Source organism: Streptomyces sp. NPDC088261 (genome assembly GCF_044740805.1).
Lineage (GTDB): Bacteria > Actinomycetota > Actinomycetes > Streptomycetales > Streptomycetaceae > Streptomyces.
The window spans coordinates 273,169-295,536 of sequence record NZ_JBIURL010000002.1 but is presented as its reverse complement, the minus strand read 5'-3'; the positions used below and the strand labels follow the sequence as shown (position 1 = coordinate 295,536).

At 72.9% G+C, this 22,368-nt stretch carries 20 protein-coding genes; 13 read left to right on the top strand and 7 right to left on the bottom strand.

Annotated features, from left to right (window positions below):
- Positions 1 to 77: 77 nt before the first annotated feature.
- Positions 78 to 839 carry a DeoR/GlpR family DNA-binding transcription regulator gene (locus tag ACIODU_RS05295; RefSeq protein WP_356419017.1) on the bottom strand — a complete coding sequence of 254 codons (762 nt, stop codon included), beginning with the start codon at positions 837 to 839 and terminating at the stop codon, positions 78 to 80.
- A gap of 465 nt (positions 840 to 1,304) precedes the next feature.
- Between ACIODU_RS05295 and gndA the strand changes: the two genes are divergently transcribed.
- The gene (gene gndA / locus ACIODU_RS05290; protein ID WP_401764124.1) at positions 1,305 to 2,747 is read left to right on the top strand and encodes an NADP-dependent phosphogluconate dehydrogenase; all 1,443 of its coding nucleotides are present in this window, start codon (positions 1,305 to 1,307) and stop codon (positions 2,745 to 2,747) included.
- 413 nt (positions 2,748 to 3,160) lie between these two features.
- Here the strand turns inward: gndA and ACIODU_RS05285 are convergent, their stop codons facing one another.
- Both ACIODU_RS05285 and ACIODU_RS05280 read right to left on the bottom strand, forming a co-directional pair.
- Complete coding sequence (locus ACIODU_RS05285; RefSeq protein ID WP_356419023.1) at positions 3,161 to 3,793, bottom strand: aspartate/glutamate racemase family protein; 633 nt, start codon at positions 3,791 to 3,793, stop codon at positions 3,161 to 3,163.
- 82 nt (positions 3,794 to 3,875) lie between these two features.
- Positions 3,876 to 4,220 carry a GNAT family N-acetyltransferase gene (locus ACIODU_RS05280; RefSeq protein WP_401764120.1) on the bottom strand — a complete coding sequence of 115 codons (345 nt, stop codon included), beginning with the start codon at positions 4,218 to 4,220 and terminating at the stop codon, positions 3,876 to 3,878.
- A gap of 208 nt (positions 4,221 to 4,428) precedes the next feature.
- Between ACIODU_RS05280 and ACIODU_RS05275 the strand changes: the two genes are divergently transcribed.
- The 8 genes from ACIODU_RS05275 (at position 4,429) to ACIODU_RS05240 (ending at position 12,190) form a co-directional block, all read left to right on the top strand.
- On the top strand, positions 4,429 to 4,851 hold the full coding sequence (locus ACIODU_RS05275; protein ID WP_401764117.1) for a DUF350 domain-containing protein: 423 nt from the start codon (positions 4,429 to 4,431) through the stop codon (positions 4,849 to 4,851).
- An 89-nt stretch (positions 4,852 to 4,940) separates the two neighbouring features.
- Positions 4,941 to 5,951 carry an SPFH domain-containing protein gene (locus ACIODU_RS05270; RefSeq protein WP_401764115.1) on the top strand — a complete coding sequence of 337 codons (1,011 nt, stop codon included), beginning with the start codon at positions 4,941 to 4,943 and terminating at the stop codon, positions 5,949 to 5,951.
- Positions 5,948 to 6,841, top strand: a complete 894-nt coding sequence (locus tag ACIODU_RS05265; protein WP_401764112.1) for a hypothetical protein — start codon at positions 5,948 to 5,950, stop codon at positions 6,839 to 6,841. The genes ACIODU_RS05270 and ACIODU_RS05265 overlap by 4 nt, the downstream gene beginning before the upstream one ends.
- A gap of 329 nt (positions 6,842 to 7,170) precedes the next feature.
- Positions 7,171 to 8,166 carry a hypothetical protein gene (locus ACIODU_RS05260; RefSeq protein WP_401764109.1) on the top strand — a complete coding sequence of 332 codons (996 nt, stop codon included), beginning with the start codon at positions 7,171 to 7,173 and terminating at the stop codon, positions 8,164 to 8,166.
- A gap of 162 nt (positions 8,167 to 8,328) precedes the next feature.
- Positions 8,329 to 9,741: an amino acid permease gene (locus ACIODU_RS05255; protein WP_356419643.1), complete on the top strand. Its 1,413-nt coding sequence runs from the start codon at positions 8,329 to 8,331 to the stop codon at positions 9,739 to 9,741.
- The gene (locus ACIODU_RS05250; protein ID WP_401764106.1) at positions 9,741 to 11,129 is read left to right on the top strand and encodes a glutamine synthetase family protein; all 1,389 of its coding nucleotides are present in this window, start codon (positions 9,741 to 9,743) and stop codon (positions 11,127 to 11,129) included. Before ACIODU_RS05255 ends, ACIODU_RS05250 begins: the two co-directional genes overlap by 1 nt.
- A 114-nt stretch (positions 11,130 to 11,243) precedes the next feature.
- Positions 11,244 to 11,894, top strand: coding sequence for an endonuclease (locus tag ACIODU_RS05245; protein ID WP_401764103.1), 651 nt, complete (start codon positions 11,244 to 11,246; stop codon positions 11,892 to 11,894).
- Positions 11,895 to 11,989: 95 nt separating this feature from the next.
- A complete protein-coding gene (locus ACIODU_RS05240) occupies positions 11,990 to 12,190 on the top strand; it encodes an antitoxin (protein ID WP_356419044.1) in 201 nt (66 codons plus the stop codon).
- A 63-nt stretch (positions 12,191 to 12,253) separates the two neighbouring features.
- On the opposite strand, the gene ACIODU_RS05235 is transcribed toward ACIODU_RS05240, so the two are convergent.
- Positions 12,254 to 12,634 carry a luciferase family protein gene (locus ACIODU_RS05235; protein WP_401764099.1) on the bottom strand — a complete coding sequence of 127 codons (381 nt, stop codon included), beginning with the start codon at positions 12,632 to 12,634 and terminating at the stop codon, positions 12,254 to 12,256.
- Positions 12,635 to 12,813: 179 nt separating this feature from the next.
- On the opposite strand from ACIODU_RS05235, the gene ACIODU_RS05230 reads away from it, so the two are divergent.
- On the top strand, positions 12,814 to 13,449 hold the full coding sequence (locus tag ACIODU_RS05230; RefSeq protein WP_356419047.1) for a metal-dependent phosphohydrolase: 636 nt from the start codon (positions 12,814 to 12,816) through the stop codon (positions 13,447 to 13,449).
- Here ACIODU_RS05230 and ACIODU_RS05225 read toward each other — a convergent pair.
- Both ACIODU_RS05225 and ACIODU_RS05220 read right to left on the bottom strand, forming a co-directional pair.
- Positions 13,373 to 14,935, bottom strand: coding sequence for a M1 family metallopeptidase (locus ACIODU_RS05225; protein ID WP_401764095.1), 1,563 nt, complete (start codon positions 14,933 to 14,935; stop codon positions 13,373 to 13,375). The genes ACIODU_RS05230 and ACIODU_RS05225 overlap by 77 nt on opposite strands.
- 348 nt (positions 14,936 to 15,283) lie before the next feature.
- Positions 15,284 to 15,763 carry a hypothetical protein gene (locus tag ACIODU_RS05220; RefSeq protein WP_356419053.1) on the bottom strand — a complete coding sequence of 160 codons (480 nt, stop codon included), beginning with the start codon at positions 15,761 to 15,763 and terminating at the stop codon, positions 15,284 to 15,286.
- A gap of 392 nt (positions 15,764 to 16,155) precedes the next feature.
- Between ACIODU_RS05220 and ACIODU_RS05215 the strand changes: the two genes are divergently transcribed.
- The 3 genes from ACIODU_RS05215 (at position 16,156) to ACIODU_RS05205 (ending at position 20,400) form a co-directional block, all read left to right on the top strand.
- Positions 16,156 to 17,706, top strand: coding sequence for an alkaline phosphatase D family protein (locus ACIODU_RS05215; protein WP_401764092.1), 1,551 nt, complete (start codon positions 16,156 to 16,158; stop codon positions 17,704 to 17,706).
- Positions 17,707 to 17,866: 160 nt separating this feature from the next.
- Positions 17,867 to 19,297, top strand: a complete 1,431-nt coding sequence (locus ACIODU_RS05210) for a M20/M25/M40 family metallo-hydrolase (protein WP_401764089.1) — start codon at positions 17,867 to 17,869, stop codon at positions 19,295 to 19,297.
- A 170-nt stretch (positions 19,298 to 19,467) separates the two neighbouring features.
- A complete protein-coding gene (locus ACIODU_RS05205) occupies positions 19,468 to 20,400 on the top strand; it encodes a LysR family transcriptional regulator (RefSeq protein WP_356419061.1) in 933 nt (310 codons plus the stop codon).
- 128 nt (positions 20,401 to 20,528) lie between these two features.
- Here ACIODU_RS05205 and ACIODU_RS05200 read toward each other — a convergent pair whose 3' ends face one another.
- Complete coding sequence (locus tag ACIODU_RS05200; RefSeq protein WP_401764086.1) at positions 20,529 to 22,115, bottom strand: FadD7 family fatty acid--CoA ligase; 1,587 nt, start codon at positions 22,113 to 22,115, stop codon at positions 20,529 to 20,531.
- Between the last annotated feature and the right edge of the window lie 253 nt (positions 22,116 to 22,368).

Below are 22,368 nucleotides of genomic sequence, written 5' to 3'. Positions count from 1 at the left end.
GTTCGGGGTGTGCGGACCCGCGTCCCGGCCGGGCCGACGCGGCGCGGCGGGTACGGAACGGAGGGGGCCGGTGGGTGTCAGACGCGGATGACCTGCGGTCCGAGGAGGGAGTACCGCTGGGCCTCCGCCGAGGGCAGGCCCGCGTCCGTGACGATGGATTCAAAGTCGGCGACCTCGGCGAACCGGCAGAAGCTCACCGCGCCGAACTTCGTGTGGATCCCGGCGAAGACCCGGCGCCTGGAGCTGCGCATGGCTTGCGCCTTGACCTCGCTGACGGCCGGATCCGGGGTGGTGAGGCCGTACTCGCGGGAGATCCCGTTCGCTCCGACGTACGCCAGGTCGATGACGAACTCGGAGAGCATGCGCGTGGTCCAGTGGTCCACCGTGGCCATGGTGGAGCCTCTGACCCGGCCGCCGAGGAGCAGGACCGCGATCTTCTCGGCGTCGGCGAGCGCGGTCGCCACCGCGAGGGAGGCGGTGACGACGGTCAGGGAGCGGTCGCGCGGCAGCGCCTCGGCGACGAGCTGCGGGGTGAAGCCCTCGTCGACGAAGACGGTCTCCGCGTCGCCGAGCAGATCGGCTGCCGCGGCCGCGATCCGGGACTTCTGCGGGACGAGACGGGTCGTCCGTACCGCGAGGGTCGTCTCGAAGCCGGCGGACTCCACCGGGTAGGCCCCGCCGTGGGTCCGCCGTACCAGGCCGTGTTCCTCCAGCGCGTGCAGGTCGCGCCGGACGGTCTCCTTGGCCACCGAGAGTTTCGAGGCGAGCGCGGTGACGTCGACCGCCCCGGCACGGCGGGCGATCTCCAGGATTTCTCGTCGGCGTTCGTCGGTGTCCACGACACACACTTCCCTGCTCCGCTGCGGCTCGGGCTCAGCACCCGTTCGGGCTCATGCGTCGTTTGTACAAGCAATGGCCCCGCCGCGACCAGGTTCTTCACTGAGGCGACTGTGCCCGTTCATGCCCGCTTGGCCCGGAGCGTCGGCGCAGGTCAGACCGGCGACAACGGCTGTTGTCGCGCGGATCACCGCCCGGTTCGGTACCGTCCCGTGCCCGAACGGAGCCCGAACCGGAATCCCCTTTCCCCACAACCGGACCGGTTACACGAGAAGCCGCTCACATCGGGAGCTGCCCGTTCGGACACGATCCGGCGATCACGTCGCGCGTACGGCGGGAACACGACACGATGCGACAAGCCCGGAATGCGGATGACTCCGGGCACCTTGAGGATCGACGTAACAGGCTCACGCTCGGCACAGGCTCACGCTCGGCGTAACAGACTCACAACTTTCAGGAGCGCTTCCATGAGTGGTACCGCCCAGATCGGCGTCACGGGGCTCGCGGTGATGGGCCGCAACCTGGCCCGCAACTTCGCGCGCAACGGTCTCACGGTCGCGGTGCACAACCGCACGGCCGCCAAGACCCGGGCCCTGGTCGAGGAGTTCGGCGACGAGGGCACCTTCGTGCCCGCGGAGAGCGCGGAGGAGTTCGTCGCGGCCCTGGAGCGCCCCCGCCGTCTGATGATCATGGTGAAGGCCGGGGACCCGACGGACGCCGTGATCCAGGAGTTCGCCCCTCTGCTGGAGGAGGGCGACGTCATCATCGACGGCGGCAACGCCCACTTCGCCGACACCCGCCGCCGCGAGAAGGAGCTGCGCGAGCGCGGCATCCACTTCGTCGGGGTGGGGGTCTCGGGCGGCGAGGAGGGCGCGCTGCACGGCCCGAGCATCATGCCGGGCGGCTCCGCCAAGTCGTACGAATCGCTCGGCCCGCTGCTGGAGAGGATCGCGGCGAAGGCGCCGGACGGGGCGCGTACGGTCGCGCACATCGGCCCGGACGGCGCGGGCCACTTCGTGAAGATGGTGCACAACGGCATCGAGTACGCCGACATGCAGCTCATCGCGGAGGCGTACCACCTGCTGCGGTCCGTCGCGGGCTACTCCCCGGCGCAGATCGCCGAGACGTTCCGTACGTGGAACACCGGCCGGCTCGACTCGTACCTGATCGAGATCACCGCCGAGGTACTGGCCCATACGGATGAGGCGACCGGCAAGCCGTTCGTGGACATCGTGGTGGACCAGGCCGAGCAGAAGGGCACCGGCCGCTGGACGGTCCAGATCGCGCTCGACCTGGGTGTGCCGGTCTCCGGGATCGCCGAGGCGGTCTTCGCGCGCGCCGTCTCCGGCCACGCGGCGCTGCGCGAGGCGTCGCGCGGGCTGCCGGGGCCGACCGTGCGCCCGCTGGACGACACGGAGGCGGCGCGCTTCGCCGACCAGGTGGAGCAGGCGCTGTACGCGTCGAAGATCGTGTCGTACACGCAGGGCTTCCACCAGATCCGGGCGGGCAGCGACGAGTACGACTGGGACATCGACCTCGGTTCCGTCGCCTCGATCTGGCGGGCGGGATGCATCATCCGCGCGGCGTTCCTGGACCGGATCCGGGCGGCGTTCGACGCGCGGCGCGACCTGCCGAGCCTGCTGTCGGACAAGCAGTTCGCCGAGGAGATCGGCACGGCGCAGGACGACTGGCGGGCCGTGGTGGCCACGGCGGCGGTGCAGGGGGTCCCGACCCCGGGCTTCTCGGCGGCGCTCTCGTACTACGACGCGCTGCGCGCGGAGCGGCTGCCCGCCGCGCTGACGCAGGGCCAGCGTGACTTCTTCGGGGCGCACACCTACCGGCGTACGGACCGGGAGGGGTCGTTCCACACCCTCTGGGGCGGCGACCGCTCGGAGGTCACCAGCGGCTGACCCGTCGCGGCGTACGACGCCGCCGGCCGGCCGCGTCGTCGCGGCCGGCCGGCGGGCGTGGAAGCCGGGTGTCAGAGGGTGTCGCGCAGGGGCCCCGGCGCGGGCTCCGGTTCCGGTACGGGGTCCGGGCCCGGCGGGCTCGGCACCGGATCGGGCTCCGGGGGCGGCGAGGGGCGCGGCGGGGGCGAGGGGGCCGGGGGCGGCGAGGGAACGGGCGTGGGGCCCGGGCCCGGCAGCGGTCCCGGTCCCGGCGCCGGCGGTCCTGGCGTGGGGACGGGCGACGGCGGTACGGGATCCGGATACGGGCTGGTCATGACTGACCTCCTGTGGTGCGTGGTCGTACGTTCCCAATGTCTCCCGGTGCGCGTGCCCACGCGCGCCGGGTCCACGCGTCGGGATTCGCCGGGTGCGCGTCAGGAGAGCGCGGCGGCGGCCACGGCGGCGGCGTTCAGGCCGGCCCGGGGGCTGGAGAGCACCGGGACGGTGGTCGTGGCGCGGTCCGCCGCGCCGGCCATCGAGGCCTGGGCCAGGACGATCACGTCCGCCGCGGTGACGCCGTCCACGACGGCCGCCACCGCGTCCAGATAGCCGTCGAGGTCCCCCGCCTCGAACCGCTCCCAGGCGCCGTCGACCAGCACCGTCCGCAGGTCGACGGGCCGGCCCGCCGCCTCCTCGCGGATCAGCGTGAGCGTCGGTTCCAGCGTGCTCTCCACGGTGGCGACCACCACCACCCGGCCCGCCCCGGCCGCCTCGGCGGCCATCGGCCGGTCGACCCGGAGCACCGGTACGCCGAGGACGCGGCCCGCCTTCTCCGCGACCTCCCCGAGCGTCGAGCAGGTGCAGAGCACGGCGGCCGCGCCCTCCGCGACCACGTCCTCCAGCGCCGCCTCCACCGCGTCCGACACGGCCTCGGGCCCTTCGGTCCTGGCCCGGTCGAGCAGTTCCCCGGCCACCACGTGCCGCAGGACGAGGCCCGGGTGGCCGGAGTCGCGCAGGGCGTCGAAGACCGGGACGTGGGCGGGCGAGGTGTGCAGCAGCGCGAGCATGATCACGATGCTAGGCCCGGCCGGCGGAGGCGTCGCGTCGGTGGCGGGACCCCGGGGGCACGGCCGATCGACCCGCCCCGGGTCACCAGACCTTCGTGCTCGCCTTCAGCTGCTCCTCGGCGGCCGCCACGGCGTCCGCCGGCGCCGGGGGCGCCTCGTCGGGGTGCCGCTCGGCCCAGGAGGCCGCGTACGGGCAGAGGGGGACGACGGGCACGCCCTCGCGCGCCGCCATCGCGTAGAACTCCCGTACGAGCGTGCCCGCGATGCCCTTGCCCTCGTGGCCCTGCTCCACCACCGTGTGCACCGCGACCAGCGCGGCGGGGGTGGCGTCGAGCGTGAAGTAGGCGACGACACCGACGGCCCGGCCGTCCTCGTACGCCTCCAGACGGCCCTGCGCGCGGTGGTCGCGGATCTCGATGTCGGCCATGGTGACGGACTCCCTGAGGCTCGGTGGGGTGGTCGGTGGAGTGCTCCGCGGAGGGGAGAGCCACACTCACGTGACCGTTCCAGCCTACGCAACCCGCCCGCCGCGCCGCCGGTTTGGGCCGCCGCGCACGGAAACCCCGTACGGCCGTGCGATACATTTTGCGTCGCTTTTACCACGATCCACTTCTGCGGCGGAGACGAGCTTCTCAATGAGCGACATTCTCAACGGACTTGGCCGGGCCGGCGTCTACGGGACGCTCGGTGTCGTCCTGCTGATCCTCGGCATCGTCCTGGTGGACCTGCTGACCCCGGGCAAGCTCGGGAAGCAGATATGGGAGGAGCGCAACCGCAACGCGGCGGTCCTCCTCAGCTCGGCACTGCTGGGCATCGGCGGCATCGTGTTCACCTCGATCTGGACGACCTACGACGACTTCGGCAAGGGACTCGCGTCGACCGCCGCGTTCGGCGTGCTCGGGCTGGTGATGATGGCCGTGGCCTTCCTGGTGGTGGATCTGGTCACCCCGGGGAAGCTGGGCGCCACGCTGGTCGAGGCGGAGCCGCATCCGGCGGTGTGGGTGACCGCGTCCTGCAACCTCGCGGTGGCCGCGATCATCTCGGCGTCCATCGCCTGACCGCACACCCACCCCCCTTCATATCGTCATCTTGACGACAAGGAGTCGCCTTCGATATCGTCGCCATGACGACAACAAGGGGGGCCTCCATGGCCGACATCACCCGGCGCCTCGGCTGGCGCCATCTGCGCTCCGCGCCCACCGCGTACGTACGGCACCACCGGCGCGGACAGCTGGCACGCGACGGCACCGGGCTGAGCTTCTGGTTCCGGGCGCTGAGCGCGGCCCTCTCGGAAGTGCCGGTCGACGACCGGGAGTTGGCCATGGCCTTCCACGCCCGTACGGCGGACTTCCAGGACGTCACCGTGCAGGCGACCGTCACCTACCGGATCAGCGACCCGGGCACGGCCGCCGGCCGGATCGACTTCTCCGTCGATCCGGACACCGGCGCCTGGCGGAGCGCGCCGCTGGAGCAGATCGCCACCCTGCTCACCGAGACGGCCCAGCAGCACGCGCTCGACGTGCTGGCCCGTACCCCGCTGGCGGCGGCGCTGGCCGACGGGGTCGCGTCCGTACGGCAGCGGATCTCCGACGGACTCGCGGCCGAGCCCCGGCTGCCGGCCACGGGCATCGAGGTGGTGGCCGCGCGGGTGGTCGCCATCCGCCCGGAGGCGGAGGTGGAGCGCGCGCTGCGCACACCAGCCCGGGAGCTGATCCAGCAGGAGGCGGACCGGGCCACCTACGAGCGGCGGGCCGTGGCCGTCGAGCGCGAGCGGACCATCGCCGAGAACGAACTCGCCAGCAAGATCGAGCTGGCCCGGCGCGAGGAGCGGCTGGTCGAGCAGCACGGCACCAACGCCCGCCGCGAGGCCGAGGAGAGCGCGGCGGCCGACGCCGTACGGGCCGAGGCCGAGGCGCGGCGGATCGTGAAGCTCGCCACCGCGCAGGCCGAGGCGGCGCGGCAGACCGGTGACGCGCGGGCGGCGGCCCAGTCCGCCTGGCTGCGGGTGCACGGCGAGGTGGGCGCGGCGACGCTGCGCGCGCTGGCCGCGACGCGCCTCGCGGAGAACCTGCCGCGCGTCGACAGCCTCACCGTCTCCCCCGACGTGCTCACCGGGCTGCTCGCCAAGCTGGGCCGCCCCGGGGACGGGTCCGCGTGAGCCTGGCGCCGCGCGCGGTGCTGGTCCACCGCACCAGCGAGTACGAGGAGCTGCTGGCCCGGCACGGCACGCACGGCCAGGCCGCGTTCTACCTCTCCTCGCGCGGCCGGTCCCTGGACGAGGTCGCCGCGCGGCACCACCGGGCGCTCCGCGCGCTGACGGAGGTGGCGGCGGCGGTGCCGCTGTCGTGGCGGCAGGCCCGGGTGGAGCGCGCGGACCTGGACCGGTTCCTGTTCGGCCCCGAGGACGTGGTGGTCGTGGTGGGCGCGGACGGGCTGGTCGCCAACACCGCGAAGTACCTGACGGGGCAGGTGGTGGTGGGGATCGACACGGATCCGGGGCGGGGGCTCGGGGTGCTCGTACGCCACCGTCCCGGCGACGCGGGGGCGCTGCTCCGGGCGGCCGGGCCGGGGAGGGCCGCCCGGGTCGACGAGCTGACGATGGTCGAGGCGGTCGCCGACGACACACAGCGGCTTCTCGCGCTCAACGAGATCTATCTCGGCCGGCCCGACCACCAGACCTCGCGCTACCGGCTGGGCCCGGACGACGGGACGGGTCCCGCCGAGGCCCAGGCGTCCTCGGGGGTGCTGGTCGGTACGGGCACGGGCGCGACGGGCTGGCTGCGGTCGCTGGGCGGCGGCGCGCTGCCGTCGCCGGCGCCGACCGACCCCGTCCTGGTCTGGTGCGTACGGGAGGCCTGGCCGTCCCCCACGACCGGCACGTCCCGGCTGACGGGCGTCCTGACCGGGAGCCACCGGCTGCGCCTGACGGTGGAGTCGGAGCGGCTGGTGGCGTTCGGCGACGGCATGGAGAGTGACGCGCTGGACCTGACGTGGGGCCAGACGGTCACGGTGGGCCTGGCCGGAGTGGCGCTGCGTCTGCTGGCCTGAAGTGCCCTTTTCGGAAGACGTATTCCGCCACGCGGAGGTCTCCCGGTCGGAAACGGTCAAACGGCGCACAGGGGCGCGCAATTGACGGAAGCAAAGTTCCGGTCGAGCTTTCTTTACGAAAGCCCAGGTGCCATGCTGGTGCGCCGGGACGCAGGGCCACCGAGCGCCAACCCTCGGTGATGGACGGCGTCCTGAGTGGACCCCCCTGACCTGCGACGAGGAATGACGATGTCTCCAGTGCGGCCGTTATCCCGGTCCTCCGCCCACGGCGGGCCCGGGGGCCGGTGCCGGTGAACGCCATGGGGACGGGCGACAGGTCCGGGCGGGGGATGCGGTTGTCCTCCGGGCCGGCCGGGGACGACCACGAATTACGCGCGGTGCTCCAGGACGTGGCCTCGGGCTACTGGATGTCCATGCAGGATCTGCTCTTACGCACCGAGGCGGGCGTCCTGCGCGCCGAGGGCGGCCCCGACTGGTCGCGGTGGACCTTCCGTACGCAGGTGCTGGGCGCCGCGTCGGCGGGGACCACGGTCGTACAGACGTGGCAGCGGGAGGTCCCGGACAGCCGGCCGGCCGCGGTGATGCGGGCCCGGGTCGCGGTGGAGCGGGCGCTGCGGGCGAACCGTATCGGCGACGTCCAGCACCTCCAGAGCCTGTGGTGGACCGCGAGCGCGGCCTGCCCGGCCGCCGCGGAGCTGGCGCCGCACGATCCGGTGCCGTACCTCTGCCGGCTGGCCCTCGCCGAGCTGGACCCGGACCAGGTGGATCCGGAGCACCGGCGCCACGCCCCCGACCCGCAGCTGTTCCCCGGCCCCTGGGGGCTGCTGGCGGAGGTCGACCGGCGGGACCCGGGCAACCGTGAGGCGTACCACCGGATGGCACGCTACTTCCTGGTCCGCAAGGGCGGTTCGGTCGCCCATCAGGACTTCTTCGCCCGGTGGGTGGCGGACTGCGCGCCCGGGGGCTCGGCCCTGCTGGCCCTTCCGCTCTATGTCGCCGTGGAGCGGTGGCGGGCGACCCACACCGGCCGCGAGTCGCTGGACGCCAGCCTCTACTGGGTGACCGACCGGGCGCTGGCGCGGGCCCGGGTCGCGTACCGGGACTGGTTCGCGGTCACCACCTCGCGCCGTCTGACGCAGGACATGAACTACCTCGCGCACGCGCTGTGGTCGAGCCAGCAGTACGGCCCCGCCGCCGAGGTGTTCCGCGCGCTGGGCCCGCACGCCTCCCCCCGCCCCTGGCTGTACCTCGTCGCCGACGGGGCCCGGTGGGAGCGCCTGTTCCTCGACGCGCACGACGCGGCCCTGGCGAACGGCTCCCCCTGAGCCGTCGTTCCTGGTGATCCTTTCCCCCGATGAGTGTGTCCCATGAGGAGGACCTCAGTGTTTGGTGCGACCCGACCACAACCTGCCACAGGACCCGAGCAGGTGTCCGACGACAACCGGCAGCTGGCCGATCTCGGCTACGAACCCGTGCTGGCCCGGCGGATGGGCGGTTTCGGCAACTTCGCCGTGAGTTTCAGTGTCATCTCGGTGCTGGGCGGCTGCATGGCGCTGTACGGGCCCGGCCTGATCGCGGGCGGTCCCGCGGTCATGCTGTGGGGCTGGGCGGTGGTGGGCTTCTTCGTGCTCTTCGTCGGGATGGCGCTGGCCGAGGTGACGAGCGCGTACCCCACCTCGGGCGCGATGTTCTACATGGCCGACCAACTCGGCGGCCGGCGCTGGGGGTTCTACACGGGCTGGCTGAACCTGTTAGGTCTGATCGGCGGCATCGCCGTGATCGACTACGGCGCCGCCCTGTTCACCGGGGCCGTCCTGGACCTCCAGTGGGGCATCGCCGTCACACCGGAGGAGACGATGGTCATCTTCGTCGCCATCCTCCTGTTCCACGCCGCCCTGAACCTGGCCGGCGTCCGGCTGGTCAGTGTGCTGAACTCGATCAGTGTGTGGTGGCACCTCGCCGGTGTGGCCGTCATCCTCGGTGTGCTGTGGATCGCCCCGGACAGCCACCAGCCCGCGTCGTTCGTCCTCGGTGAGTTCAGCAACGGCACCGGCTGGGCCAATCCGCTGTACGTCACCGGCATCGGCCTCGCGATCGCCCAGGGCACCCTGGTGGGCTACGACGCCTCGGCCCACATGTCGGAGGAGACGAGCCGCGCGGCGGTGTCGGCCCCGCGCGGCATCGTGCGCTCGATCTGGGTGTCGTGGGCGGTGGGCTTCGTCCTGCTGGCCTCCATGGCGTCCGCGATCCAGGACTACGCGACCACCGCCGCCTCCCCCGTACCCCCGGCGCAGATCTTCGTGGACGCGGTGGGCACCGACGGGGCGACCCTGCTGCTCGCCGTGGTCATCGTGGTGCTGCTGTGCGGCGGCAACGCCGAGGTCGCGGCCGGCAGCCGGATGGTGTTCGCGTTCTCCCGCGACGGGGCGCTGCCCGGCTCCGGCCTGTGGCGGCGGCTGAGCCGCAGCCAGACCCCGCACCTGGCCGTGTGGCTGGTGGTCGCCGCCGCGTGCCTGATCACCCTGCCGAGCCTGTACTCGCCCACGGCGTTCACCGCCGTCTCCGCGATCAACATCATCGGGATGACGCCCGCGTACGCGATCCCGATCTTCCTGCGCCTCCGCCACGGGAACCGCTTCCGCAAGGGCCCCTGGCACCTGGGCCGCTGGAGCAAGCCGGTGGGGTGGATCGCGGTGGTCTGGGTCGGCTTCGTGACCGTGCTCTTCTGCCTGCCGCAGCGCAACCCCGTCACCGTCGAGACGTTCAACTACGCGCCGGTGGCGCTGGTCGCCGTCCTGCTGCTGGCCGAGCTGCGCTGGCCGTTCGCGCGCCGCGCCTACAACCCGCCGACGCCCACCCCGGCCGCCCAGGACCGCGCCCACGTCGAGGAGTTCATCTGATGACCGCGGACTTGGACCGGACGGCCCGGGCCACCGGGCGCCTCACCCTCGACCAGTTGCGCACCGAGGTGGCCGAAGGCCGCGTCAGGACCGTGGAGTTGGCGCTCGCCGACGTCCAGGGCCGACAGCAGGGCAAGCGGTACCACGCCCGGTACTTCCTGGACCGGGTGGCCGGCGACGGGGCGGACGTGTGCGCGTACGTGCTGGCCACGGACGTCGACATGCTGCCGCCGTCCGACTTCGAGCTGGTCTCCTGGGACAGCGGCATCGGCGACTTCCAGGTGCGGCCCGACCTGACGACGATCCGGACGGCGCCCTGGGATCCGGCGACGGTGGTCGTCCAGGCGGACGCCTACCTCGACGACCGGCCCGTGGAGGTGTCGCCGCGCCGGATCCTGCGGCGGCAGCTCGACCTGCTCGCCGAGCGGGGCCTGCGGGTCAAGGTCGGCATCGAGACGGAGTTCGCCCTCTACCGGGGCACCCACCAGCGCCTGGAGGACACGCTCCACCGCGCGCTGCGTCCCGTGTCGGCGAAGAACCGCGACTTCGCCCTGGAGGTCGACCCGCGGACGAGCCGCTACCTGCGGCTCCTCCAGGAACACCTGGAACACGCGGGCCGGCCCATCGAGGCCGCCAAGTCCGAGGCCGCCCCGGGGCAGGTGGAGATCACCTTCCCGTACGGCGACGCGGTGGAGGCGTGCGACGGGCACGTCCTGTTCAAGCGCGTCGCCCGGCACACCGGCGACCGTACGGGGCTGGCCCCGACGTTCATGCCCACCCCGCAGGCCGGCACGGCCAGCGGACTGCACCTGCACCTGTCCCTGTGGCAGGACGGCCAGCCGGTGTTCGCCGCCCCCTCGGGGGGGCTGTCGGCCACGGGCTCCCAGGCCGTCGCCGGGCTGCTCGCGGTCCTGCCGGACCTCACCCCGCTGTGGGCGCCGAACACCAATTCGTACCGCCGCTACCAGCCGGACACCGGCGCCCCCACCAGCTTCACCTGGGGCTACGACAACCGGACCTGTGCGGTACGGGTGGTGGGGCGGGCCACCCCGCACCTGGAGGTACGGCTCCCGGGGGCGGACGCGAACCCCTACCTCGCCCTGACGGCCGCCCTGGCCGCGGTCGAGCACGGCATCGAGCACGCCCTCACCCCGCCGGAGCCGGTCACGGGCAACGCGTACGCGGATCACACCGCCCCGCCGGTCCACACCACACTGAGCGCCGCTCTCGACGCGTTCCGGGCCGGGCCGCTCCCGGACAAGATCTTCGCGCCCGGGGTGGCGAAACACTACGCCCAGGTCGCCCAGCTCGAACTCGACGCCCTGCCCGAGGAGTTGGGAGAGGAGATCACGGACACCGAGATCGCCCGCTGGTTCGCCCGGGCCTGATCCCTCCCGGCAGCGTGTGCGGTCGGCGCCCGGCGGCGCGACAATGGTGGAGGCGCGGGGAGAGAGGTTCTGCCCCGCGCCGCACCGGCAACTGTCCGTCGGAGGAGGCGTGTTGTGCCGCGATCCAGTGACAGCGAGACCGTGAGGAAGCTCCTCGGCACCCACGGTCGTACCTACGCGCAGGAGGCCGGTATCCGCCTGCGCGACACACCGCAGCCGCTCTACCGCACCCTGGTCCTGGCCCTGCTGCTGAGCGCGCGGATCCGCGCCGAGACCGCGGTCGCGGCCTGCCGGGCCCTCGGCGACGCGGGGCTGCGCACCCCGCGGCGCATGGCCGACGCCACCTGGCAGGAGCGGGTGGACGCGCTGGGGCGCGGTGGCTACCGCCGGTACGACGAGCGCACGGCCACCCAGCTCGGTGACGGCGCCCGCCTGCTCCTCCACGAGTACGGCGGTGACCTGCGACGACTGCGCGAGGCGGCGGGCCGCGACGTCGGCGCCCTGGCCGCCGGCATCCAGAAGACCCCGGGCATCGGCCCGGTCGGGGCGGACATCTTCCTGCGCGAGGTGCAGGGGATCTGGCCGCACGTCGCGCCGTACCTGGACGACAAGGCGCTCCAGGGCGCCCGCCGTCTGGGCCTGCCGGACGACCCGGCGGCGCTGATACGGCTGGCGGGCGGCACCGACCCCGCGGTCTTCGCGTCGGCGCTGGTGAGGGAGGCGCTGGACCGGACGGGGTCGCTCGACCCGGAGGACGACGCCTGAGAACACACGCCGACCCGGGAACACACGCTGCGGATGCGGGATCGCCGGGCAGCGGGGATGGTGGGGGTGAGTACGTTCCGAGTGAGGAGCAAGCAATGTCGATGATGGACAAGCTGAAGAACCTCATGAAGGGCCATGACGACGCGAGCCGCCAGGGCGTGGAAAGGGGGGGCGACGCGTTCGACGCCAAGACCGACAACAAGTACAGCGGCCAGACGGACAGTGCCCAGAAGCGGATGAACGAGCAGATGGGGACGCAGGAGCCGCCGTCGGACGACCGCCCTCCGCAGCCCTGACCCCGCCCCGCGAGACGTGCGCCGGCCACCGGACCCGATCGGGTCCGGTGGCGTGGTGTGCCCTCAGCGGGAGTACGCCCTGTTGTGCCGTGTGCAGGGGTCCGTCACGATCCCCGTGCGCCCCTCCTCCGGCAGCCCCGCGACGGCCTGGAGGGCCGCGCTGACCAGTGTGGCGAGGAGATCGATGTCCGCGCCGGTGTCGAGCCGGACCGTGACCCAGCCGGAGCCGGCCCGCAGCCGCAGCGCGGTGGACCGCTTGAGCGCGGGCCGCAACTTGGCGATCATGGAGTTGGTGAGGTGCACGTCGGCCTCATTCTCGCCGTGGAAGTGCACGATCTCCTGGGACTCGGTGCGCACGCACAGGTCTGTGCCGCAGTAGGCCCGGCCCCGGCTGAGACCCGGCCAGGTCATCAGACGTTCGCCGGCATGTCTGGCAGCGTTCATGCGTCCAGCGTGCCGTACGGGGGGCGCCCACAACAGGGGAAATGGCGAACAAAATACGGTCGGTTTTTGTTCGCCGCCTGTTCAGAAGGCCGGGCGTCGACCCGTTCACCACGTCGTGATCTGCTCGGCAGGGCGACGGCAGGCATTCCAGGACGGGAACAGGACGGGAAAGGGCCACCATGGCTGCGAACTCGGTCGACGAACTGATGGATCTCCTCCACGCGAGCCGGGGCGCCTGGGACACCCCGGACCGCACCGGCGACCCCGTCGACCTCCATGACCACGCCCTGCAGACGGCCGCGCTGCTGCGCCGGCGCCGCCCCGCCGACAAGGAGCTCCAGATCGCCGGGCTCGTCCACGACCTGGGTCATCTGCTGCTGCCCGGCGACGACGCGCGCCACGCGGACCTCGCGGCGGACGCGGTACGCCCGCTCCTGGGCCTCCGGGTCGCCCGTCTCGTCCAGCTGCACGTCCCCGCCAAGCGCTACCTGGCGTTCGTCGAGCCCGGACGTCCGCTGTCCGGGCAGAGCGCGGCCACCCTGCGGCTCCAGGGCGGCCCGATGACCCCGGCGGAGGCGGCCGCGTTCGCCCGGGACCCCCTGGCGGAGGACGCCGTGACCCTGCGTCAGGCCGACGACGAGGGAAAGGCCGTCGGCCTGGACGCGGGGGTGATGGAGGACTGGCGGCCGGTGCTGGAGTCCGTGGCCGCCCGTCACCTCACGGAGACCCCCTACCACCTCACAGCGTCGCGCTCGCCCCGTCCTTCGGCGTCGGCCGGTCGTCCCGGCGGGCCGCGGACGCCCTGGGAGGCGTGACGGTCCAGTCCGGATGACCGGGCATGCGGGGCGTGGTCGTGCCGTACAGCCACTCCGTGAGGAATCCGGTCAGGTCCTGGCCCGCGACCTCGGTGGCGACCGCGATGTAGTCCTTCGTGGAGGCGCTGGAGTTGCGGTACCGGTCGAGGAAGGTGTGCTCGATACGGGAGAAGACGTCCTCGCCGACCAGCGTCCACAGCGCGTACAGGACCAGGACCCCGCCGGTGTAGCGCTGGCTGTCGAAGAGGTTGGCGGCCGTCGGGGAGGCGACCGGGCCGGAGTCCTGCCGCCACTGGTCGCCCCGGGAGTAGACGTCCTTCATCCGGGCTTCCATGGTGGTCAGTCCGATCGAGTCGGGCCAGCCGCGCTCGTACCGGTAGAGCAGACCGTAGTAGTCCGCGTGGCCCTCGTTGAGCCACAGGTCGGCCCAGGTCGCCGGGGAGACCAGGTTGCCGAACCAGCTGTGGACCAGCTCGTGCATCATGTGCGAGCCGATCGCGCTCTCCTGCTGGAGCAGGTAGTTCGGCTTGTAGATCGTGAGGGTCTGGGTCTCCAGGCCGGTGAAGTCGAAGGCGTCGGGCGCGTCCGTGTTGGCCGGCAGGATGCCGTACGCCTCGAACGGGAAGCGCCCCAGCCGCCGCTCCAGCCAGGCGAGTTGACCGGGCGTCAGGGCGAGAGCCGGTTCGAGGGCCTCGGCCCGCGCGGTCGGTACGACATCGCGCAGCCGCATCCCGCTCGGTCCCGGACGCTCCACGATCCGGTAGTCGCCGACGGTGACCTGGACGACCTCGGTGGCGATCGGGTCGCGCGAGTGGTAGACGGCGGTGGTGGTGCCGTCGGCGTTCGTCCGGGTGGAGACGAGCGACCCGCTCGCGACGGCGGTCAGGCCGGCCGGGGCGGTGACCCGGAAGGTGAAGTGCGCCTTGTCCGTGGGGTGGTCGTTGCAGGGGAAGACGGTCCGCGCCAGGTCCGGCTGCCCGGCGACGGCGAAGCCGTCGGGGGTGGGCACCCAGCCGTTGTACGGCGGCGCGATCTTGCGCGGGTCGGCGGTGTAGTCGACCCGTACGACCAGCTCCCCGTGCTCCCGCACGGGGGACGGCGGGGTCACGACGAGCTTCTCGGCCTGCTGCTCGAAGGCCGCCCGCCGGCCGCCCACCCGCACCTCGTGGACCACGGGGCCGAGCAGGTCGAGGGAGAAGCGGGAGAGGTCCTGGGTGGCGCGGGCGACGATCGTCACGCGCGCCTCGACCAGCCGGGTGTCGGCGAGGTAGGTGAAGTCCAGCAGGTAGGCGGAGACGCGGTACCCGGTGTTCCCCAGCACCGGGTAGACGGGGTCGCCGAGGCTGTCCCCGCCGGGGGTGCCCCCGCCGTGGGAGCCGTGGCCACGCGTGAGCGGGGCCGCCTGGGCGGTGGGAGAGGAGAGGGTGAGTGCGGCGGTGCCGAGGAGTGCGGCCGCCGGGGCCGTCACCCGGGTGCGATAGCGCATGAGTCTCTTTCCGGTTCGTTCCGTCGAGATAGGAACGCGCAGGACGGAGCCGAGCGGCAGCCCGCCCGGTCCCACGTCATGACGCTCCCCCGTAACCACGGGCGCGCGGTGCCGGGCGGTCGGTCCCGGCCCGGTCAGCGGCCCGACCAGCATGATCTTCCGGCCGGAGAGAGACCGTCAACCGTCCCCGCGCCGCCGATAATGGCGGGCATCTCACAGGGTCCGCGTGGAACCCGCGGGGGGTGTGCGGCCGTCTGAATCCGATGGGCCGTCAGGTCGGAGCCCCGTGGGTCGTCAAGTGGGTCCGGCGGCGCCGGGACGGCGTCCGCCCCGGTCACGCCCGCCCTCTCAGATCCGGTGCCCGTGCTCCCGCCCGTACGCGTCCCGCTCGGGCGGCGGCCAGGTGGGGGCGCCCGCGGCGAGCGCGTCGTCTATCTCCCTGACCGTGTCGTGGTTGTAGACCTCCGCCACCTGACGTACCAACAGCAGTGCCTCCGTCACGGCCGGTTCGAGCGGACGGTCCGTGCGGCTGATCCCGGCGGGCAGGTTGCCGAGGTTACGGGCGCTGCGGAGCTTCCAGCCCGCCTTCGCGTCGAGGCCGGCGGTGGCGAAGCCGAGGGCGGAGGCCATCGTGACGGCCGCCTCCGAGGCTCCCGCGGTGAGGAGGGCGAGCCCCGCCTCGTGTTCGACGGCCGTCCCGGGGGCGGTGAGCGTACGGCAGGAGGTCTCGGCCTCCTTGAACAGATGGCGCGCCTGTTCGAGCAGGAGCACCGCCCAGGCGAGTTGGGCGACGTCGGCGTACGGGGGCGGCGTGCCTGGCATCTCCATCACGGGCTCCCTGAGGTCGGCTGACTCCCGAGCGTAGGGAGCCGGGGGCCCCGGTGGGAGTGATTTCGCTCAGAGCAGCTCGAACAGGGCGGATCGGCACCCCTCGGGAGGCGCGTTGGCCGGATCCGGTCGTGGAACGCCTCGTGCGGACCGGGTGCGGACCGCGCCCGGACGCGCCCCGCGCGGCAACCGTCCGGAGGCGCCCGGCGGCCCGATCCGTGGCACTCAGGTGAATCCTTTGGTACTCCCGGGGTATTCATTCCGTCCGGATTGAGCTGATACGACGTCAGTGGACACTCTTGTGTCACGGTCCGGCCGGGTGAAATTGGGTGCCTGTGTCTGTGGACCTGACACCTTCTCCGCGGCTATGCCGCAATGAGAAGGGAACCCCCATGCCCGAACTCGCCCGCCGCCGCCTGCTGATGGCCGGCGCCGCCACCGCCGGCGCCGTCGCCACAGGACAGTTGCTGACCGCCCCCGCCGCCCGCGCGAGCGGACTCTCCCGCCCCGCCTACGCCCCCCTGCCGGACGGCCTGTTCACCCTCGGTGTCGCCTCCGGAGACCCGCTGACGACCTCCGTCGTCCTGTGGACCCGGCTCGCCCCGGACCCGCTCCACGGCGGGGGCATGCCGAACAGAACGGTGCCGGTCCGCTGGCAGGTGGCCCTGGACGAGCGGTTCCGTACCGTCGTCCGGCAGGGCACCGCCACCGCCTCGCCGTCGCTGGGGCACAGCGTGCACGTGGACGTGCCGGGCCTGAGCGCCGGCCGGGACTACTGGTACCGCTTCCGCGCCGGCTCGCAGCTCTCCCCCGTGGGGCACACCCGCACGGCCGCCGCGAACCCCTCCCGGCTGCGCGTCGCCCTGGCCTCCTGCCAGAACTGGCAGAACGGCTACTTCACGCCGTACGCGGACATGCGGCGGCAGGATCCGGACGTCGTGGTCTTCGTCGGCGACTACATCTACGAGAGCGCCCCCGCCGCCTCGGCCGTACGCCGCCACGAGGGCACCGGGGAGCCGGTGGACCTGGTGGGCTACCGCAACCGCTACGCGCAGTACAAGACGGACCCCGACCTGCGGGCCATGCACGCGGCCGCCCCGTGGATCGTGACCTTCGACGACCACGAGGTCGACAACGACTTCGCCGGGGAGGTCCCGCAGGACCCGGGCAAGCAGCCGCACGACGCCTTCGTGGCCCGGCTGACCGCCGCCTACCAGGCGTTCTACGAGCACATGCCGGTCAGGGCGTCGGCCGTGCCGAACGGCCCGCACATCCAGATGTACCGGCGCTTCGACTTCGGACAGCTGGTACGGCTCAACGTGCTGGACACCCGGCAGTTCCGCAGCGACCAGGCGGTCACGCACGCGGGCGCCCTGGACCCCTCGCTGACCATGCTGGGCGCGGCGCAGAAGCGGTGGCTGCGGTCGGGTCTCACCACCTCGCGGGCCCGCTGGAACGTGCTCGCCTCGCAGATCATGATGGCGGAGACCGACATCCTCGCGGGTCCCGGCAAGGAGTGGTACTACGACGCCTGGGACGGCTACCAGGTGGAGCGCAACGACCTGCTGGCCCGCTTCCGGAGCGTGCAGAACCCGGTGGTGCTCAGCGGCGACCGCCATCTGACGATGATCAGCGACCTCAAGCGGGACTACGCGGATCCGAGGTCGGCCGTCGTCGGGGCGGAGTTCGTGGGGACGTCCATCAGCTCCAACGGCGACCAGAGCGTGGCCGCGTTCGACGCGCAGTGGGATCCGCTGCGCGCCGACAACCCGCACTGGAAGTTCATCGACTGCCACCGCGGCTACCACCTCTTCGACATCGGGACGAAGGGCATCGACGCGCAGGTACGGACGGTCGGCACGGTCCTGCGGCCGCAGTCGCCGTCGGTGGCGCTGGCCCGGCTGCGGGTGGAGTCGGGGCGGCCGGGGGTGACGAAGGCCTGACGCACGGGCGACGGCGGCGGGACGGCCGGAGCGGGTCCGCAGGAGGACCGGCCCCGGCCCCTCCGGTGCGGCCTTGTGATCCGTTGTCCTGTCCATGACCATGGAGCGCTACGCCTCTCGCGTACCGGCAGAAACACCCGCATCCGTGGAAGGGACCGTCATGCCCCAGCACCCCACAGGGACGCCCCGCAGGACCGTACTGTCGTCCGCCGCCGCCGTCGCGGCCGGAGCCGCCGTCGTCGCCTCCGCCCCGTCGGCGAGCGCGACCGGATCCGGTGGCCGGGAGGCGGGCGGCAGACCCGCCGCGACCGTCCAGCACCCCGACCGGGAGCTGCGGGAGCTGCTCAAGGAGATCGACCGCGACCGGATCGAGGCGACCGTGCGGCGCCTCGCCGCCTTCGGGACCCGTCACACCCTGTCCACGCAGGACGACCCCGAGCGGGGCATCGGCGCCGCCCGCGACTGGCTCTTCGCCGAGCTGAAGCGGTACGCGGCGGCCTCGGGCGGCCGGATGACCGTGGAGCTCCAGTCGTACGTCCAGGAACCCGCCTCCCGGATCCCGGTGGCCACCCGCATCACCAACGTGGTCGCGACGCTCCGCGGCGCCGTCGACCCCGGGCGGGTCCATGTCGTCTCCGGGCACTACGACTCGCGCGCCACCGACGTCATGGACGCGACGAGTGACGCGCCGGGCGCCGACGACGACGCCTCCGGGGTCGCGGTGGTCCTGGAGCTGGCGCGGGTGATGGCGAGGCGCCGTCCCGCCGCGACGATCGTCTTCGCGGCCGTCGCGGGCGAGGAGCAGGGCCTGTACGGATCGGCGTACCTGGCGGAGAGCTTCAAGGCCGCCGGTACGAACGTCCAGGCCATGTTCACCAACGACATCGTCGGCAGCTCCCGGGCGGACGACGGCACCCGCGAGCCGTACAGCGTGCGGCTCTTCGCGGAGGGCGTGCCCACGTCCGAGACCCCGCAGCAGGCCGACACCCGGCGCTCGGTCGGCGGCGAGAACGACTCGCCGAGCCGCCAGCTCGCCCGGTTCGTCCGCGACGTCGCGGACAACGACGCGACGGGCATGAACGTCCGGGTGGTCTACCGCCGCGACCGCTATCTGCGGGGCGGCGACCACATCCCGTTCCTGGAGCGCGGGTACGCGGCGGCGCGCTTCACCGAGCCGGCGGAGGACTTCGCGCACCAGCACCAGGACGTGCGGGTCGAGGACGGCAAACAGTACGGTGACCTGCCCGAATTCTGCGACTTCAGCTACATCGCGCGCGTCGCCCGGGTCAACGGCGCGGTGCTGTGGACCCTCGCCCAGGCCCCCGCGGCCCCGCGCGGGGTGAAGATCGTCACCAGCGTGCTCACCAACGCCACCCAGCTGGTCTGGGACGCGGGCACGGAGCCCGACCTGGCGGGGTACGAGGTGGTGTGGCGCGAGACGACCGCGCCGGAGTGGACCTCCGTGATCACGGTCGGTACGGCGACGAGTCACACCGTCGACCTGTCGAAGGACAACGTCTTCTTCGGCGTCCGGGCGGTGAACCGGGCCGGCCGGCGGGGGCCGGTGAGCTTCCCCGTACCACAGCGCTGATACCGGCCACGGACTCTGCCCGGGCGGACGCGGAAGGGTGACGTCCGTTCGGGGCCGGGTAGAGTTCGTGACCGCTGGTCAGCGGGCCGGTGGTGCCGCCGGACCGACCCGGGTCCGGGATCCGGCTCCACCGCGGTGGCCGGCGGGGCCCAGGCAGGGAGGAGTCGCCGATGCTGTTCCGTCAGCTGGAGTATTTCGTGGCGGTGGCCAGGGAGAAGCACTTCGCCCGGGCGGCGGAATCCTGCTACGTCTCGCAACCCGCCCTCTCCGCGGCGATCGCCAAGCTGGAACGGGAACTGAACGTCACCCTCATCAACCGGGGCCACAACTACGAGGGCCTCACCCCGGAGGGCGAGCGGCTCGTCGTCTGGGCCAAGCGGATCCTCGCCGAACAGGACGCCTTCAAGGCCGAGGTGGCGGCCGTCCAGTCGGGCATCACCGGGACGCTGCGGCTGGGGACGGAACCGACGGCGTCGACGACCCTGGCGCTCCCCGTGGCGGCGTTCTGCGGGGCGCACCCGCTGGCGAAGGTGCAGGTCCAGTCCCGGCAGTCGGCCAAGGAGCTGCACCGCCAGCTCCGCGAGTTCGAGCTGGACGCGGCGATCGCGCACTTCGCGCCGGACGACCGCGAGAGCCTCCAGGTGGTGCCGCTGTACCAGGAGCGGTACGTGCTGCTCGCGTCCGGCGACCAGTTGATGCCCCAGAGCGACACCATGGCGTGGGCGGACGCGGCGCAGCTGCCGCTCGCCCTGCTGACGCCCGACATGCGGATCCGCCAGTTGATCGACCGGGTCTTCGCGGAGAACGGGGTCGTGGTGACCCCGCAGGTGGAGACGGACTCGGTCGCGTCGCTCTACGCGCACGTGGGCGTCGGCGAGTGGGCGAGCATCGTGCCCCACACGTGGCTGCGTGCCATGCCGGTGATCGGCAGGCCGCGGGCCGTGCGGCTGGTGGCGCCGGACGCGCGGGCGCAGATCTCGGTGGCGATCCACGCGGCGACGCCGGGCTCGATCGCGGCGCGGGCGTTCGTGAACGCGGCAACGGAGTTGTCGCTGGACGAGTTCTTCGACCAGTCGATGCCGGGCGAGCACCGCATGCGCTGAGCCTCGGGCCGGCTGGGGCCCGGGCCGACTGGGCCTCGCGGCCGTGCCCGTACCGCCTTCGGCGCTCGTACGGGCTTGTCCAGTGCCCTCCAGTGCCCGTACCGGGTTACTAGTGCCCGTACAGGCCGTCAGTGCCCGTACAGGCTCTCCACCGCCGGCCGGTCCAGGCCGCCCTTGGCCGTGTGCGGCAGCGAGCCGACGACGTCGAGCCGGTCGGGCACCTCGGCGGCGGGCAGCCGGTTGCGGCAGTACTGGAGGATCTCGGGCCCGGTGGACTCGCCGTCGCTCACGACCACGACGGCGCCCATCCGCGGCCCGTTCCCCTCGTCGGGCAGGGCGAAGACGGCCGCCTCGGTGACGCCGGGGCACCCCGCGAGGATGTCCTCGACGTGCTCGGGCGAGATGACCGTACCGCCGCGGCTGATCAGGTTCTTGATGTGCCCGGTGAGGAACAGGTACCCGTCCTCGTCCAGTGACCCCAGGTCACCGGTGCGGAACCAGCCGTCGCGGAAGCCGCGCGCCGTCTCCGCCGGGTCGCCCAGGTAGCCGCGCGCGACGGTCGGTCCGTGCACCCACACCTCGCCCTGGGTGCCGACGGGGCAGGGCCGCCCGTTCCGGTCGAAGACCCGCAGGTCCACGCCGGTCGACCGGCCGACGGAGCCGTGCTTGAGGAACCCCTGCTGCGGCAGCGGTTCGCTGGTCGCCTGGTGCGTGGACTCGGTCATGCCGTACGCGGAGAGGAGCGGCGCGCCGAGGGTGCGCTCCAGCGCCCGCTGGGTGGCGGTGTTGAGCGGCGCGCTGCAACTGCGGACGAACTTGAGCGGCGCGAGGCTCGGGCCCGGGTACTCCGTCGCCGACCGCTCCAGAAGGATCTCGTGGACGGTGGGCGCCGCGGTGAACCAGGACGCGGACACGGCCCGTACGTCGTCCCAGAAGGTCGGCGCCGAGAAGCCGCCGCGCTCGGGCAGCAGGACACACCCGCCGCTGGCCAGGGTGGCCAGGAGCCCCGCGAAGAGACCGTGTCCGTGGAAGAACGGCATCACCGCGACGGTCGCGTCCCCCGGGCCCAGCTCGTAGGTGGCGCAGATGTCCCGCACGGACGCGGCCACGTTGGCGTGGGTCAGCGGGACCATCTTGGCCTGGTCGGTCGTGCCCGCGGTGAACAGGACGAGGGTGTCGTGGTCCGTCAGCTCCGCGGCCGCGCCCCGCACCCGCCGTACCAGCGGCGCACCGGTGTCGAGGCGCGCGGACGCCGTCCCGGCGGGGGGCACGTCCACGCGCAGGGTCCACGCCGGTACGCCGGGCGCCGCGACGGGTACGGAGCCGGCGGCGGGGCCCGCCAGGACGGCCTGCGCGCCCAGCGCGCGGAGCCGCGCGGACAGGTCGGCGACGGGCAGGGCCGGGTCGACCGGAGCGGCCACCAGCCCGGCCCGCGCGGCGCCGAGCAGCGCGACGACGAACTCGGCGGTGTTGGCGCAGACGAGGGCGACCGCGTCCCCCCGGCGCAGCCCGGTGGCGCCCAGGCCCGCGGCGACGTCACCGGCGAGGGACGCGAGGGCGCCGTACGACAGGGGCACCCGGTCCGGGCCGGCGACGAGCGCCCGGGCCCGGGGTCGGTCGCGTACCTGCCGGTCGAGGAGATCTGTGAGTCCTGTGATCGTTGGGGGCCGATACCGGTTCTCGTCGCGCACGGATGCTGCGGTCGGAACCGCCATGACCACCTCCTCCTCGCACCAGGCCTGTTTGAAGACGTCAGGTAGCGAGCCTGCGCGGGCGCGGGGTGCCCGTCCAATACGCGATGGCGAACAGCCGATAGCGCAGGTCTATCAACCCAGGCGGAGGGCGGGCCGGCCCGCCTGTACGGGGCATCGATAAATGCTGTTTATCGGCTGGTCGCCGATAGGTGTTGGACGGGACGTCCCCGGCTGCCGAAGGTGTGATGAGAAGCCGAACAGGCATGCCTGCCCA